The organism is Methanobacterium aggregans (assembly GCF_017874455.1).
GTDB classification, from domain to species: Archaea; Methanobacteriota; Methanobacteria; order Methanobacteriales; family Methanobacteriaceae; genus Methanobacterium_C; species Methanobacterium_C aggregans.
In genome coordinates this window covers 1-16,378 of record NZ_JAGGLN010000008.1, presented here as the reverse complement: position 1 = coordinate 16,378, position 16,378 = coordinate 1, and the positions used below count along the sequence as shown (strand labels likewise).

The 16,378-nt window shown below is 36.2% G+C and carries 15 protein-coding genes; 8 read left to right on the top strand and 7 right to left on the bottom strand.

Annotated features, from left to right (window positions below):
- The first annotated feature begins 72 nt into the window (after nt 1–72).
- The 7 genes from J2756_RS10505 (at nt 73) to J2756_RS10475 (ending at nt 7,126) form a co-directional block, all read left to right on the top strand.
- Nucleotides 73–510, top strand: coding sequence for a THUMP domain-containing protein (locus J2756_RS10505; protein ID WP_245316044.1), 438 nt, complete (start codon nt 73–75; stop codon nt 508–510).
- A 20-nt stretch (nt 511–530) separates the two neighbouring features.
- Nucleotides 531–1,013 carry a methyl-coenzyme M reductase family protein gene (locus J2756_RS10500; RefSeq protein ID WP_209585412.1) on the top strand — a complete coding sequence of 161 codons (483 nt, stop codon included), beginning with the start codon at nt 531–533 and terminating at the stop codon, nt 1,011–1,013.
- A 61-nt stretch (nt 1,014–1,074) separates the two neighbouring features.
- Nucleotides 1,075–1,335, top strand: coding sequence for a TIGR00304 family membrane protein (locus J2756_RS10495; RefSeq protein WP_209585411.1), 261 nt, complete (start codon nt 1,075–1,077; stop codon nt 1,333–1,335).
- 269 nt (nt 1,336–1,604) lie between these two features.
- Nucleotides 1,605–2,297: a glycosyltransferase family 2 protein gene (locus J2756_RS10490; RefSeq protein WP_209585410.1), complete on the top strand. Its 693-nt coding sequence runs from the start codon at nt 1,605–1,607 to the stop codon at nt 2,295–2,297.
- 129 nt (nt 2,298–2,426) lie between these two features.
- Nucleotides 2,427–3,599 carry a glycosyltransferase family 4 protein gene (locus J2756_RS10485; protein WP_209585409.1) on the top strand — a complete coding sequence of 391 codons (1,173 nt, stop codon included), beginning with the start codon at nt 2,427–2,429 and terminating at the stop codon, nt 3,597–3,599.
- A 94-nt stretch (nt 3,600–3,693) separates the two neighbouring features.
- Nucleotides 3,694–4,812 carry a glycosyltransferase family 4 protein gene (locus J2756_RS10480; protein ID WP_209585408.1) on the top strand — a complete coding sequence of 373 codons (1,119 nt, stop codon included), beginning with the start codon at nt 3,694–3,696 and terminating at the stop codon, nt 4,810–4,812.
- Between the two features lie 151 nt (nt 4,813–4,963).
- Complete coding sequence (locus J2756_RS10475) at nt 4,964–7,126, top strand: DUF2206 domain-containing protein (protein WP_209585407.1); 2,163 nt, start codon at nt 4,964–4,966, stop codon at nt 7,124–7,126.
- A 57-nt stretch (nt 7,127–7,183) separates the two neighbouring features.
- Here the strand turns inward: J2756_RS10475 and J2756_RS10470 are convergent, their stop codons facing one another.
- The 3 genes from J2756_RS10470 to J2756_RS10460 form a co-directional block, all read right to left on the bottom strand.
- Nucleotides 7,184–8,161: a glycosyltransferase family 2 protein gene (locus tag J2756_RS10470; protein ID WP_209585406.1), complete on the bottom strand. Its 978-nt coding sequence runs from the start codon at nt 8,159–8,161 to the stop codon at nt 7,184–7,186.
- Between the two features lie 81 nt (nt 8,162–8,242).
- Nucleotides 8,243–9,379 (bottom strand): glycosyltransferase family 4 protein, encoded by a 1,137-nt coding sequence (locus J2756_RS10465; protein ID WP_209585405.1) that lies wholly within the window; start codon nt 9,377–9,379, stop codon nt 8,243–8,245.
- A gap of 118 nt (nt 9,380–9,497) precedes the next feature.
- On the bottom strand, nt 9,498–10,553 hold the full coding sequence (locus tag J2756_RS10460) for a glycosyltransferase family 2 protein (protein ID WP_209585404.1): 1,056 nt from the start codon (nt 10,551–10,553) through the stop codon (nt 9,498–9,500).
- A 162-nt stretch (nt 10,554–10,715) separates the two neighbouring features.
- Here J2756_RS10460 and J2756_RS10455 point away from each other — a divergent pair, with 162 nt between their 5' ends.
- Nucleotides 10,716–11,867 (top strand): glycosyltransferase family 4 protein, encoded by a 1,152-nt coding sequence (locus tag J2756_RS10455; protein WP_209585403.1) that lies wholly within the window; start codon nt 10,716–10,718, stop codon nt 11,865–11,867.
- A gap of 74 nt (nt 11,868–11,941) precedes the next feature.
- Here the strand turns inward: J2756_RS10455 and J2756_RS10450 are convergent, their stop codons facing one another.
- The 4 genes from J2756_RS10450 to J2756_RS10435 all read right to left on the bottom strand — a co-directional run bounded on the left by J2756_RS10450 (nt 11,942) and on the right by J2756_RS10435 (nt 16,210).
- Nucleotides 11,942–12,676: a glycosyltransferase gene (locus J2756_RS10450; protein WP_209585402.1), complete on the bottom strand. Its 735-nt coding sequence runs from the start codon at nt 12,674–12,676 to the stop codon at nt 11,942–11,944.
- 79 nt (nt 12,677–12,755) lie between these two features.
- A complete protein-coding gene (locus J2756_RS10445; protein WP_209585401.1) occupies nt 12,756–14,183 on the bottom strand; it encodes a flippase in 1,428 nt (475 codons plus the stop codon).
- Nucleotides 14,184–14,333: 150 nt separating this feature from the next.
- The gene (locus tag J2756_RS10440; RefSeq protein WP_209585400.1) at nt 14,334–15,257 is read right to left on the bottom strand and encodes an SDR family oxidoreductase; all 924 of its coding nucleotides are present in this window, start codon (nt 15,255–15,257) and stop codon (nt 14,334–14,336) included.
- 509 nt (nt 15,258–15,766) lie between these two features.
- Nucleotides 15,767–16,210, bottom strand: coding sequence for a DUF1616 domain-containing protein (locus J2756_RS10435; RefSeq protein ID WP_245316043.1), 444 nt, complete (start codon nt 16,208–16,210; stop codon nt 15,767–15,769).
- Between the last annotated feature and the right edge of the window lie 168 nt (nt 16,211–16,378).

The following is a 16,378-nucleotide window of genomic DNA, read 5'->3' as shown; positions in this document are numbered from 1 at the left end:
CTGCTTGTAACGTTTCAGGGCCACAAAAACGAATCTGCAGGTGAAGAACTTCTTGGAATTGAAGAGATAGAAATGGCACTTCAAAACAATGAATCAATCGTTAGTATTGAGGGAACTGAGTTCATAAATGTTGTTCTGGTCCAGCTGAACATGGATCCTCTGGAAGCTGCAATGAAACTTAAGGATGCCCAGACCACGGTGATATCCAAGGTTGTACCTATAGAAGAAGTTGTAAGAACAAGGAAGGATGCCATACTTGAGAAGGTCCTAATAATTGCAGGTGAAAAAATAGAAAAAAATGAATCCTTCGTTGTAAGGTGCGATCTAAGGGGCAGAAGTTACTTTGAATCCAGCGAAGATCTGGTGAGTTCTGTTAGAGAGGAACTCCTTGAAAAATTGAATTTAAAGTTAAATGAACAAAATCCAGAATGGGTTGTTCAGTTAGAGGTGGTTGGTGAAAACACAGGAATCAGTATTTTAAGACCTGGTGAACTGTTCAAAAAACTTTGATTCGTGTACAGGGAATAATTATGTACAAAATCCTACTTTTCAGTGGTGGTGCTTACAAATTCAATGAACTGGTTGAATTTGTTGAGGACATAGGGGGCATTGTATTCAGGGAAGAGCGCCTTCAGATAAGTAGGGGAACCTATTTTTTAAGGGAAGAAGTTAGGGTCATGATAGCCCTTCCAGAAAATGAACTGGAAAATCTTGGAGCAGTGGTAAAGGAATTGAAGGGGCATCTCCAGGATTTAGAACTGGAACATGAACTAACTGCTATTATAAACTTTTACATCTCCATTTACAACATTTTAAGCACAGAGGGATGGTCAACAGCAGAATCAATTGAAACTAATATGAAATGTCCCTGTTGCATAAAAATTTGTTCTGAAATGGATTTCAATGTTTGTGCAGGTGAATTCAGGGAACTGTTGGATGGGATGTGTGGCATGGATCTTTTAGAGTACAGACTCTTGCATGGTGAAAGGGAGTACCGGTTGAAAACTTTTTAAGGTAAAAAAAACCAATATCTATCCTAATACCTTCTAAAAAAAACATCATCCAGGAAAAACCATGTTAAACTTCAATACACTTATTTTAACAGGTATCGTAATTGTTTTAATTGGAATGATTTTAATATTCATTGGAACAGCTCTACAAACTACTTCAAAATCCGGTGAAACAGGAGAAGTTAAAGCTGGAGGGGTGGTTATGGTTGGACCCATACCCATAATATTCGGAACAGATAAAGGTATGGTAACTGTTACAATTATCCTTGCAATCATTTTAATGGTTGTTTCATATATCTTATTCTCGAGATGGGGTTTCAGATAAAACCTTCAAAGAATTTATAGAAAATGGGAGAGATGATGTTCCAATTAATCACATCTAAAATAAAACTTTATTAAGGAAACTCAATACATATGATTTAATGAAAAACCCTTTTAAAGCAGATTGAACTAAACTCAGGAAACGAGTTACCAAGATCAACGAGTTCAATCAATGAAAATGAATCCATAGTTTAAACATTAATTTAACCCAAATATTTTAAAAAAAAATTCAATGCCATTCCATGGCATATAAAAAAAAATGAAAGTGATTTTATGAAGATTTCTATTGTAATTCCAGCCCTAAACGAAGAAGGAATTGTCGGGCAAACAGTTAAATCAGTCCCTTTAACTCAATTAAATGATATGGGATTTGATACAGAGATAATCGTTGTTAACAATGCATCCACAGACAACACTGCAAAGGAAGCAGAGGAAGCAGGGGCCAGAGTTGTTTATGAGTCCAACAGAGGTTATGGAAATGCTTACCTGCGTGGTTTTAAGGAAGCAGAAGGTGACATAATTGTAATGGGTGATGCAGATGGAACCTACCCCCTTGAGAGAACACCAGAATTTGTCAGATACATACTGGATGAAGGGGTTGATTTTGTTATAGGCTCTAGATTCAATGGAGAAATACAGGATGGAGCAATGCCCGCACTTCACAAATACATTGGAAATCCAATGCTAACCAAGATGTTGAACCAACTCTTCAAAGCAGATTTTTCAGATACACACTGTGGAATGAGGGCATTCACAAGGAATGCACTCAAAAAAATGGATCTGAAATCTCCAGGAATGGAATTTGCAATTGAAATGGTTATTGAAGCATCAGTTAAAAACCTTAAAATTAAAGAAGTCCCAATAATCTACAGAAAAAGAGGAGGGGGACAGGCTAAATTAAACTCCTTTAAAGACGGTTGGAGACACTCCAAGTACATGCTGAAAAGGAAGTTCTCAAGTGAGTAACATCAGAATTTCCAATGAAAACAGCTGTGGAAATCATCAATAAATTCAAATGAAAACAGCTATGGAAATCATCAATAAACCAACTCTACTTTTTTTTATTCCATTTTTAATTGTTTTAGAGGCAGTAAAATGAAAATAGCTTTTATATATGACTCTGTTTATCCATGGGTTAAGGGCGGCGCTGAAAGAAGGGTTTACGAACTGGCTAAAAGGCTTGTAGAGAATGGGCATGAGGTACACTGGTACACCATGGGCTTCTGGATGGATGAAACTTCTCAAATGCCTGAAAATATGGAATTAAATGGAATACATCTTCACAGTGTCTGTAAACCTGTTGAACTCTACACTTCTGGGAGGAGATCCATAAAAGAAGCCATATATTTTGCTCTGAAACTAACAAGACCCCTTATGAATGAACATTTTGATGTGGTGGACTGTCAGGGATTTCCATTCTTTTCATGTTTCACAGCAAAGCTACATTCACTTCTTGGAAAATCCACACTTTTCATAACCTTCCACGAGGTTTGGGGTGATTACTGGTATGAATACCTGGGAAAAATGGGAATATTCGGTAAAGTAGTTGAAAAGTTAACCTTCAAACTCACAGATCATGTCATAACAGTTTCCAAAAAGACAATGAGGGATCTGGAAGATTTAAGTGGTGTTAACTCAACTGTAATACCAAACGGCATAGACTTCAAAGAAATTGAAGCAATAAAAGTAGAAGATACAGGTGATTCTGAAACTAAGCATTCTGCACGTAGTTCTGATGTTATATTTGCAGGAAGACTCATAAAAGAGAAAAACCTTGGATTGCTAATGGAATCCATTGAAATCATAAGATCCAGAAGGCCTGAAATCAAGTGTTTGATCGTTGGTGAAGGTCCAGAGGGGGAAAAACTGGAAAAAACTGTTTCAAAGAAGAATTTAAACCAGAACATAGAATTTATGGGATTTCTGGAGAATCAGAAAACCCTGATATCCCTTATGAAGTCATCAAAAGTTTTTGTTCTCCCCTCAAAACGAGAGGGATTTGGAATGGTTGTTATAGAAGCAAATGCCTGCGGACTTCCTGTTGTTGTTTTTAAACATGACATGAATGCTGCATGCGACCTCATAACTGAAGATTCGAATGGCTTCATATCAACAGGTCCTGAGGACATGGCCGAAAAGATAATTAAAGGAATAACTAGGCATGATACCATGAAGGATGCATGCATAGCCTCTGCAAAGCGTTACGATTGGGATGGAATAGTCAAGTCCCTTGAAGATGTGTACAGATCATCGTGCACCGAAAATTAGGGATAAATTAGAGTTTAAAGAGAAGAATAGTTTTATTTATATTAGGATTGATTAAAATCCCTTGTTAGGATCATTAAAAATTGTAAGTGATTGAATGAAGATAATCCAAACTCCAGTCAGATTTTATCCCTTCATAGGTGGTGTTGAAAATTACGTGCACTACCTTTCAAAGGAACTTGTGAAACTTGGACACGAAGTAACTGTTGTATGTGCAAATGAGCCTGATTCAGAACATAATGAAAGTGTTAATGATATTAGTGTTAAAAGACTTTCATACACTGGTAAAATTGCAAACACCAACGTTACTCCAGGACTTCCCTTCACATTGCTCCGGGAAGATTTTGATCTTATCCACACCCACATCCCAACCCCCTGGAGTGCAGACTGGAGTTCAATCATATCCAAAATCCGTGGAAAACCATTGATCGTAACCTACCACAACGATATAATTGGAGAGGGATTTGCAGGAAGCATAGCAAATTTCTACAATTCAACATGCCTCAAATCAATTCTAAAACAGGCAGATAAAATTATAATAACCCAGCCCAACTACATGAACTCATCATCTCATCTCAAAGATTACAGGGATAAAATTGAGGTCATACCCAACGGTGTTGATATCGAAAGGTTCAAACCATTATCAGAACACAGGGCTGAGAACACAATATTCTTTTTAAGTCTTCTGGATGAATTTCACAAGTACAAGGGACTTGACTACTTATTGAAAGCTCTTATGCTGGTTAAGAAGGAAATTCCTGATGTTAAACTTTTAGTTGGGGGTAAAGGTGTTCTCCTGGATCATTACAAAGCCCAGGCAGATTCAATGGGCCTTGGAGATAACATTGAATTCTGTGGATTCATTCCCGATGAAAGAATAGTTGAATTTTACAGTACCTGCAACGTTTTTGTACTTCCATCGATCTCTTCTCTCCAGGAAGGCTTTGGAATAGTTGCCCTTGAAGCCATGGCATGTAAAACACCCGTTATAAGCACAGAGATTGTGGGTGTTGCAGATGATGTTAAATCTTCCAATTCAGGGATAATAGTTGAACCCAAGGATTTTCCGGCCCTTGCAGATGCCATAATACAAATACTGAAAGATGGAGCTATTCAGAAGAAGATGGGTGAACATGGTAGGAAACTTGTTTCAAAAAAATACACCTGGAAGGGTGTTGCAGAGATGATGGAAAAGGTTTATAATGAAGTATTGTGATACTGTATTAAGGAATCCTTCCTCATTTTAGTTTAGCATACGGTCTTGGTTTTCAAAAATAAATCCAGGTAAACTAAATACTATAATCACATTTAAAGAGGTATAATGCTGAAAACTAAGGGAAGTAAGGTTTTTAGGAGAAATAGGGGAAATGTTCAGTAAAATAAACAGCAAAGCCAGGAACTATCTGCTAATCATAATTTCAATGTTGTTCCTTACAGATATCCTTGTACTGTTAAATGTACCAGTTTTAAGGGAGATAACCTCATTTTTGTTCTTCACAGTTATTCCAGGACTTTTAATTTTAAACGTACTGAGACTCAATAAAATAGAACTTATAAAAAAAGTTGTTTTATCTGTTGGATTAAGTATAACTTTTCTGATGTTTACAGGACTGTTTTTAAACAGTCTTTATCCATTCCTAATAAAACCCCTATCTTTTGTACCTGTTATGGTTACCTTCAACTGTTTAACACTGGTTCTGGTTTTCTTTGCATACTGGAGAAACAAAGAGAACATGGGATCATTTAAATTACCCAGTTTCAAGATGGAAATGCAGGGCAAACTACTGGCCCCTCTGATCTTTCCAATTATCTTCCCTTTAATGGTGGTTCTTGGAACTTACCTCATGAACACCAACCAGAACAACATAATCCTCATGGTAATGCTATTTTTAATACCAGTGTACCTAGTTTCAGTTGTCTACCTCAAAGACAGGGTTCACAGTGCCACCTACCCATTCGCAGTTTGGATGATTGGAATGACCATGATCCTCATGCATGGCCTTACATCCTACCATGTGATAGGTAGAGATGTTCAATCAGAATTTTACTGTTTCCAGTTGGTTCTTAAAAACTTTCACTGGAACCTAATGGACTATTACAATCCTTACAATGTATGCTTGAGTGTTACAATACTCCCTGTTATTTACAAAGTTTTCACAGCGTTGAACAGTGAGTACATCTTCAAATTACTCTTTGGAATAATAGGATCATTCATTCCCCTGGTTCTTTATACTGTGTCCCAGAAGTACGTTGGAAAGAGAGGTGCATTTATAGCATCCTTCCTTCTGGTATTCCAGACCTACTTTATATACGTCCTGGGGTTGGTAAGGCAGGAAATAGCCTTTCTATTCTTTTTCCTGGCAGTGATGGTAATGTTTGACTCTGAAATTAATAAAAACATTAAAAAGCTGCTTTTTATCATTTTAATGATATCTGTGGTTGTTTCACATTACTCCACTTCCTACTTCTCAATGGCATTGATACTGCCAGTTTTAATCTTACCCTTCCTTAAAAGCCTGTTTAAATTAATGAGGAAAACAGGATCTAGGGTTGAATCATCAGGTAAAAATCTTTTAGATAAACTTGATTTCAAAAATTTTGATATCATAATAGTTTTACTGATATTTTTGGCTTTATGGTACTTTTTGGTGGCTGATGTACAGGTACAGGCTGGTAATGATGTAATGAGCAGTACAATAGTGGCTGCAACAGCCTCTCCAGGATCACATGGTTTATCTTCCATACCCACACGTGACAGTGCGGTTTTAACCATATTTGGAATAGGAACGAGTTCAGTCCCAAACATGATAAGTGTCCTAGTCAACGATCTGATCTTCCTTGTCATGGGCATTGGAATCATATCCATTTTTCGCAAATTTTTAAGGGGAAAAGAAGGGGTCATGGAAAAGGAATACTTCTTTGGAGCAATTTTATCCGTGTGTTTGTTGGTTACATTTGTAGTTCTTCCCTACATTTCAATGGCATACGGACCTCAAAGGTTGTTTCTGCAACTTCTAATATTTTTAGCACCAATATTCGTTGTTGGAACCAGATCAATTGGAAAAACTATTAAAAAACCAGGTGCAGGAATTGTTATAGCTGTTCTTTTAATAATAGCACTGTTCTCAACAGGAACCTATTTACAGTACCATCTCTATGGAACATCCTACTCCCCTTACTACGAGAAAAATGGGCCCTTGAGGGATGAATATTTTGTTCATGATAATGAGATTGCAGCAGCTTCCTGGCTTAAAACCTTCGGTCTGGAAGATATTGGAATCCAGGCAGATGGAATAAGCTATTCAAGAATGCTCTTAGGTTACAGGGGAATGTACAATACAAATAAAACAGAATACATGTACCTTTACCTTGGCTATGCCAACGTTAAAAAGCTTAAGATATACAAAAACCCAGATACACCTATTAAAATAAGAAACTTCCCAGAATTTGTTAAAGGTAAAAACAAATTGTACGACAGTGGTGGATCTGAAATATTTCTGGGAAAGAGTGGTTTGAATAGTACCAGTTAACTATATCGCTTTAACAAGATTCATATATTAAATAAGCCAATTTTTTACCTATTTTTTTTATTTCCAGCGGTCTATAAACCATTTCTCCAGTTCCTGTAGCGGAACAACTCTTTTAATATTTTTCTTCTTTTTAAGAAACTTTCCAATATTCCTGTAGGCATCCCACTTTGCCCTGAAAATTATGGGTTTTCTACGGACAAGATTGATACCTATCTGTGCCAGTTCTGCCACCAACACCCTGTGAAGGTTTCTTATAATGTAACTTGTGGGCAGTTCTTTGAACAAGGTCCATGTGTAATTCCTCCAGTTGTGGTAAACAGTGAAATCACTCTTAGCATCCTTTGTACCGCCTTTGTAATGATAAACAAGGGCATGGGGACAGTACCATGCAGACCAGCCCGCCCACCTCAATCTCAATGCAAGGTCAAAGTCTTCGTAGTATGCAAAGAAGTCTGCATCGAAGTATTCTCCATCATCCCCAATTTCCTCAAGGGCCTTTCTTCTGTACAAACTTGCACCTGCACAAGATCCAAAGATCTCTTCCTCTTCATTGTAAGAATTTGATGGTTGGTATTCTCCCCTGTTAAAACTCAGACCATTTTTTGCATACTCTATTCCAACAGAATCAAGCATATCCTGATTCAAACCCCAGATCATTTTTGATTGGATACTTCCAGCATCGGGATGTCTTTCAGCACAGTTCACCAGTTCCATTAAAAAATCCCTTTCAGAAGTGGTATCGTTGTTTAGACAGATCAGGTACCTGCAGGATTTATCTTCAAGGGCTTTTTGAATACCTATGTTATTTGCCCTGGCAAATCCATAGTTTTCAGGATTTTTTACCATTATTATTTGTTTATTTTTAATTTCAAGGGAGTAATTCTCTTTTATGAACCTGATTGAATCATCATTTGGAGAGTTGTCAACAAAAACTACCTTGAAATCATGATACGTCTGATTGAAGAGGGAATGGAAGTAACCCTCAAGAAATTTGGTTCCATTGTAATCAGGAGTTATTATGTAGGTTTCTGTCAAATTTATCCCTGTAAAACTTTTTTTAATTTAAATCTTGTATTATTATTCATAGGATTAAAATATCCACTGCAGATTCAATTCTTACAATTCATCCAGAACATGTTTCAATGAATCTTCAAATTTGGCTGCTGCAGCGTCCCATGTGAATTCTTTGGCTGTTTTAACACCATTTTCACTTAAAGTTTCCTGGAGTTCGGTACTATCTAAAACTTTTTCAATACTTTCTGCAAGTTTTAAAGGATTTTTAGGAGGTACCATAAGGGCGTTTTCGTTTTGCAGCACATAATCTCTCACACCAAGGCAGTCTGTTGTTACAACTGGGCATCCGCAGGCCATGGCCTCAAGGGGAGGTAATCCAAATCCTTCAACATGTGATGGGAATGCAAAAACATCTGCAGAACTGTAGAGCTCTGCAAGTTCATCATCATCAGGTCTTTCAAAGAAGGTGTACTCAAATTCAGGTTTTTCCCTTTCAATTAATCCCTCAAAGGTACGTTTTTTAGCACTGACAGCTACTAAATGGATGTTTTCAATCTTTTCTGACAGGATGTTCATGGCCTTTATCAGATCCACGTTACCTTTGTACTCTAATTCAGCAAATAATCCCATTACATTTGGGGTTTTAAGATTTAAACTGGTTTTACGTGGATAGAAAACATGGTGGTTTATACCATCACCACAAACGTAGGCATCTTTGTTATATTCCTGCTTTATCCATTCTTTAAGCCAGCCAGATATTGTGATTATATGGAGGGGTAGTTTCAAGCTTTCCCTGAATAGTTTGTAGCCATCTGGACCATCCATTTTAGCAAGTTCTTCAAAATCCTGGAAGAAGTAAAATGGAACACCCTTACCACTTTTATAAACTGCAAATGATGTGGGGTACCAAGTTGCAACGTTTACATCACATTGGGGTGTGGCAGCTGATAATTTCTTTACAAGGTCAAAGTTAAGACCAATTTTTCCTGTTACATCATCCATCATTGCATAACTCAACGGCCTTCTATATCTTTTCCTGATAAGGGGGTTTAATATTTTTAAAGGACGTGGTGGTTCTATGTAGTTAACTTCTGCATCCAGTGGAAACCAGGAATGATCACCATCCAGAGCTGTAACCTGCACATCATGCCCCCTCCTTGAAAGGCCGTTAATTATCTCAAAAGTGGCCCTTACACCTCCATTCATCATTGTGGACCATAATGTAAAGTTAATTTTCATATTATATTGACTCCATCAAACTAATCACTGATCATTCTTTATATATTATTTTTTTATTATCCTTCCTAATTATTTATAGTTCCTAGCTGCAAAGATCTTCACAGTTCAATATCTGGTTTCACCTTAAATTCTTCATCATTTCAATATCTGGTTTCACCTTAAAACCTTCTCTTGTTCCCCTTAGAAATGACATGAATTTGTTTCTGTCATGTCTGTATATGAGGTAAACTCCGGACATAAACCAGAAATAGAATAAAAAGAAGTACAACAAAAATATGAACATGTTCCTTTTATCTGCATTCTTTCTCATGAAATACAATCTGTTACGGTTATGATAGTAAATTTTAAGCTCAGTTTGGCTCGATTTACCTACTTTATGCCATATCTGTGATTTGAAAACATAAAAAGATTTATATCCTGCCTTACGGCCCCTGAAACACCAGTCAGTTTCTTCCCAGTACATGAAGTGTTTTGGATCCATCAAACCCACCTCTTCAAGCACTGCTCTTTTGCAGAGTATGCAGGAACCACTTATGTAATCCAATTCCCTGTTTTCATTGTGCTGGCCATTATCCACTTCTTCCAGGTCAATTCCGTAGGGTTCCCCTGTTTTTAAGTTTATTCTACCCCCACCTGCCATCTGTATCATATTATCATTGGAGTAGTAGTAGGTTTTTGGACCTATAAAACCAGCATTTTCATTTTTCTCCCCAAAATCAACAAGTTCCTCCAGAAAATTTGGATCAACAACAGTGTCATTGTTTAGAAGGAGAACATAATCTGAATCAAGACTCTTCAATGCATATTCAATTCCAATGTTGTTACCATCTGCAAAACCCTGATTTAAATCGTTTTTGATAAGGGTGATTACTCTGTTTGGAGGTAATTCAACTATTTCATCTGGAATTGGTTTTTGGGACGTCACATCTTCTTTAAATAATTCAAATATGGTCACTGGTTTGTTTTCAGCACCGTACTTAAAAAAGTTTGATTTAACATCTATTTCTCCCCTTGAGTATTCCCTAATCTTTTCTATGGAGTCATCTTCTGAAGCATTATCAACAACTAAAACGTGGTAATTCTGGTAATTTATCCTTTGAACTGATTCCAGGCATTCTATGGTGTCTTTCCAGCCGTTCCAGTTGAGTATTATTATTGTAACTTTGGGTTCCATGGGGCACTCACTAAATTTTTTATTATTTCAATGTGGTTTAATAAATTTAATCTGGATAATATTTGATCTGGACTTAAACATATATTTATTTTGAGTATCAAAGGATTTTTAAGAATAATATTCAGCAACTAAGATCATGCTCTAAATTCAAAGGATGGAATCATGGAATTCACGGAAAAAAATCTTAAAATAGCATTTTTAACAGCAGAAGATCCAAAGAATAAATCTTCATGGTCTGGAACTAATTATAGCATTGCTCGAGCACTGGAGAAGCACTGTGGTGATGTTCAGTACATTGGTCCAATAAACACCAATGTGAATAAGATCACAGGACTTTTAAACAGGTTATCCTTACTAATTACTAAAAAAGGATATGAAGGGGGTCACAGCACTCTGCTTTCAAAGCGTTATGCTCAGATCATAAAAAAAAGAATTTCAAAGCAGGATATTGATCTGATCTTTGCTCCAGCTGCATCTGCGGAAATAGCTTATTTAGAAACTGAAATTCCTGTGATCTACATTTCAGACACAACATTCCATCTTTTACAAAATTATTATGGAGATCTATCTAATGTCAGGGATGTATCCCTTAGGGAAGGGAATAAAATAGAAAAAAAAGCAATAAAAAAATCTGTTTTGCTGATTTATTCCTCAAGATGGGCTGCTGAATCTGCTATAAAAGATTATGGTGCTGATGAATCTAAAGTTCATGTACTGCCCTTTGGAGCAAATATTGAATATGTACCCCTTCAGGAAGAAGTTTTTAAAAAGAAAAGATCGGATAAATGCAGATTACTATTTTTAGGAGTTGATTGGGAGCGAAAAGGTGGAAGTATAGCATTTGATGCTCTTTTAGAACTTGAAAAATTGGGTGTTGAATCAGAACTTACTGTCTGTGGATGTGTTCCTCCAGAAGAGTTTAAACACGAATCATTGATGGTGATACCCTTTTTGGATAAAAATGATGAAAAACAAGGCAGAGAACTGAACCAACTTTTTCTAGAGAATGATTTTCTGATTTTACCAACTAGGGGGGACTGCACTCCTGTGGTTTTTTGTGAAGCAAATGCATTTGGCCTTCCAGTTATAACAACGGATACTGGGGGAATCTCCTCAGTGATTTGTAATGGAAAAAATGGTTACATGTTGCCCCTGGATGCTGGGGGAAAAGATTTTGCCCAGATAATTCTGGAAGTATATTCTGACGATGAAATTTACTCAAAACTTATTGAAAGCAGTAGAAAAACCTTTGATGAAAGCTTAAACTGGGATGTATGGGCCATTGAAGTTAAAAAACTTATAAAAAATTTATAAGAATCTTTCTCTTTACATGCGTTAAATAGAGGTTATGAATGTGAAAAAGTCCTGATCCAAACTTTTTTTTAGATTCATTGGAGTTTTTTTAAAAGATACCTAGTTATTCTATTTAATAAAGGCAGTTTTTGAAGTTTTAAGGGGTAAAATGTAACCCAGTCACCCATTGATGTGGAAATTATTTTATAATCCTTTTCATATTTCTTTAATATTTTGCTCAATGTACTATCAAAACCTTCTGAATAGGAGTAACCTGGAGACCTATGATATATAAAACTTGGAATCACATAAACATCAAACCCACTTCTTTTTGCATTTAATGAATAATCCACAGCGTATAAATGCCAGTCATCACAAGTTTTTTCATCAAAATTAGATGAATCAAATAGATTTTTAGGGATTATAAAAAGACATTCATCTAATGTTTGAACCTTTACAGGTACTTTAACAGTGCTCTCTGATATTCTTGTTGGAGGTGTTCCATCTTCCATATTCGTTATGGTTCCCTTTCTATTTTTGATCCTACCAGCAACACCTGCAATTCCCAGATTATCAAGGGAATTCATGATCTTTTCTGCATCTTCAAGCCATGTATCTGATTTCAGGTCCACATCCTGATGTACGAACATTATGTAATCTCCTTTAGCTTTACTACCTCCGTCATTAAGGGCTTCAGCAGCAGAACTGAACCTGCCCTTTGTGTTGTCTATTAATATGAGTTCATATTCAACGGACTGATTTTTTAAGCTTTTAATAAGAAATTCATCTAGAATATCCATTTTGTTGTAGACACATACAATTGAAATCATGTTAAATTCACCTTGGGGGATAAAATCTGTATTTTGAAGCTAATTTTTTTTTGGTTGAGGCCTTTACTAACATTAAATTTTATCTTAATTCCTTTATTAAAGCCATATCCACATCATCAACTCCCCTCAATATGTAAAGGGAGATGAAATAAACTATTATGGCCGTGATGGTTAGGAGGAACAGATTCAAATTTTTAAAGAAAATCACAAACAGGCTCATGATCATGGTTGCAGCCAGGGCCTTGAGAAAATCTGTGAAAACTGTTTTTTTAGGAAGCCCATAACCTAACTTGTAGCTGGTTGAAATGATGTAACCCACAAGTACCACTTCAGTTAGTAGTGTTGCAAAACTTGCCCCAATGAAACTGTACCTGGGTATCAAGATCAGGTTCAACAGAATGTTGATTATAACACATATTGCAGATATCTTGGTTATTACGATCTGTTTATTTATGGACTGTAAAAGTTGTACAAATGATGCTCCTGCAAATGTGAAGACCATGGTCCATATGAGTATCTGCAGAGCAAGTACAGATTGGGTGTAGCCTGGCCCAAATACCAGCAGGATTATTTTATCTGCAAGTAACGTGGTTCCAAAGCCCATTGGAATACCGATTATCATCATGTATTTGAAGTACCTCTCATACATGAGGTTGAGAGAATCCCTTGAAGATGTATAAAACCTGGACATAACCGGGAAAATAGCAGTGTTCACGGTGTTTGGAATGAAGAGAGTTATTAGCATGAGTCTGTAGGCTGCACTGTACCATCCAACAACTGTGTTACCCTGAATTATGGAAAGCATTATTGAATCTATGTAGGTATACAACGTTCCACTGAGGCTGGTTATTCCAAATGGCCATGCCTCCTTTATTGTTGGCTTCCAGAAAGTCCTGTCGATGTGGATATTGGGCAATGAGAATTTCCACAGGTACATGAGGAGGATGTAGATAAAAACGAGTCCACATGAAATTAGGTAAAGTGCTGCAAAATACACAACGTCCATGTGGTAGTATATACCAACTCCAGTACCTACCAGCATTGAGATACTGTTCAGTATTGTACTTACTGAGATGTACTCCATTTTTTCATGTGCCTGGAATACAGCACTTAAAACTCCTGTGAATGCCGTTACAATCACTGAAAATGTGATGAGGTATATGACGGTGCTGACTGTGCCGCTGTAACCAATCACATTCACCAACAGGAACATAATACCTAATGTTAACGCAGATAAACCTATCTTCATAAGAAAGGTGTTGGAGATGTAGGTGTTGACAAGTGATTTATTCCTGGCAACTTCCCTTATCATCAGGGTGGTTAATCCGAGATCTGCAGTAATTCCGAATACTGCGGTTATAGACAGTGCAAGGGAAAGTATACCAAAACCTTCAGCTCCCAGATACCTTGCAGTGTACATGGTAATGAAAAAGCCAATTAAATAGGTCATGATTTGGGATATGAACATCACACCGGTGTTTTTAGCTATTCTCTGAACTGTGGTCATTACTTTTACACCCTTTGTATTTTATACACCCTTTGGATCTATTGTTACTTTAAAAAAAAATCGTTTCAATTCTTCTCTTGCAAATAAATTTGTCTACAATAAATTTTTAAGAAAAATTATAAAATTAGGATCATTCAATGTTCCTGAAATTCAACCTGTAAACCACTTCACAGTTTCTGCAAGTTCCCCTTTAAAATCATCTTCTGGATTGAAACCAATGGATCGGGCCTTGGAAACATCTGCAAAGGAATGTTTAATATCTCCTTGCCTTGGATCTTCATGTATAGGTTCAACATCCTTTCCAAGAACTTCATTTATGATCTCAACGAGCTGGTTTATGCTGGTGCTCCTCCCTAGGGCTATGTTAAAGATTCCGGCTGCACTGGATTCGCATATATGGATGTTGGCATCCACAACATGTTTTACATAGATGAAGTCCCGGGTCTGTTCCCCATCACCGTATATAACTGGTCTTTCATTGTGGAGTATTGCATGGATGAAGTTGGGTATTGCAGCTGCGTACTGGGAATTGATGTCCTGTCTTGGCCCGAAAACATTGAAGTAGCGAAGTGCTGCAGTCTCGAGGCCGTAAACTTCCCTGAAGGAGTTACAGTAAAGCTCTCCTGTTGCCTTGGTAACTGCATAGGGTGACATTGGACTGATTGCATCAGATTCAGCTATTGGAAGTTTCTTTGTTTCACCGTAAACAGCTGATGAAGAGGCCATAACCACCTTTTCAACATCAGTATCCCTGGCAGCTAAAAGAACCTTCAGAGTCCCACCGATGTTAATATCGTTGTATTCTTCAGGGAGTTCAACACTCTCAGGCACACTTGCCATTGCAGCTTCATGAAAAACATAGTCTTTATCATCAAATATTGCCTTGAGATTCAGTTCAGTTATGTTTCCCTTTATTATATCAATATTTTCCTGTGGGAGGTGTTCTAGGTTTTCAAGTTTCCCTGTTGACATGTCATCTATTATTGTGACTTCATTTTCCTCAATCAAAGATTCTGTTATGTGTGATCCAATAAAACCAAGACCGCCGGTTACAACTACCTTTTTGTCCTTCATTATAATTTTCTCCACGTTATTGAAGTTTATTTCAATGATTCCATTTTATGATTAATTTTTTTAATATCTTCCAAGTTGTCCTTCAAATTAGAATTATTAAGTAAGAATTATTAAGTCTCATTAAGTAAGAATTATTAAGTCTCATTAAGTAAGAATTATTAAGTCTCAAATCTTATAATTCTCAATTTTTATAACTTAAAATAACTTAATATTTAATTGTATCCCTAAAAGTATCCACAATAATCTATTCAATAAATAAAGGATATTTAAAAATATGTTTTCTTTGGTTTTTTAAGTTTAATCTCTTGAATGACTTTTAATTTTATAACTAATAATCCTTGTGCAACGAAAATAATTTTAAAACAATTTTTATACCAAAAAAAATTTTAGGGAATTTACAGGTTTTTTTCGATTTAAATTTTCAATATTTTTAATAAAAAAATTCAAAATAAAACCTACCTAGAAAGTAAATCCAGATCAATAAAAATCCAGATCAATAAAATATTGGATCAGGAGATGTTCACAGTTAAATAAACTGATCTGTAAACCTTAATTTCATCTGGAACTTTGTAGAGCAGGAATTCAACTGTGCTGTTCCCGGTTTTTGTCAGGCTGAACTCAACAGGAATCTCTATTTCTCCATTAGGTTGAAGTGTTACGTTGGATTTTTGGTAGAGTGTCTTGTTTCCAGATTTTACAAGTAGTTTGTAGGATGTTTTGTTGTATTCATGGTTCACAATACCAACAGTCACCTTACCAGTTTCACCGGCACTCATGTTAATTGGATAATTTCCTGCCTTCCCATTTTCACCGAGGATGTAGAGTTCTGTGAATCCTTCCTTTGGTTGAGGGTTAAACACTATATAAATAACTGCAGAAACCCCAAGGATAATTAAAACGATTAAGATTGTAGAAACGATTTTATCAGCTGTCATGGATATTAACACCTTCATTTTACCATCAAAATAAAAGCAGTATTTAATATTTTAAAGTATTTTATAATAAACCTATTGAATATTTACTTTCTTACTTTCTTACTTTCTTACTTTCTTACTTTCTTACTTTCTTACTTTCTTACTTTCTTACTTTCTTACTTTCTTACTTTCTTACTTTCTTACTTT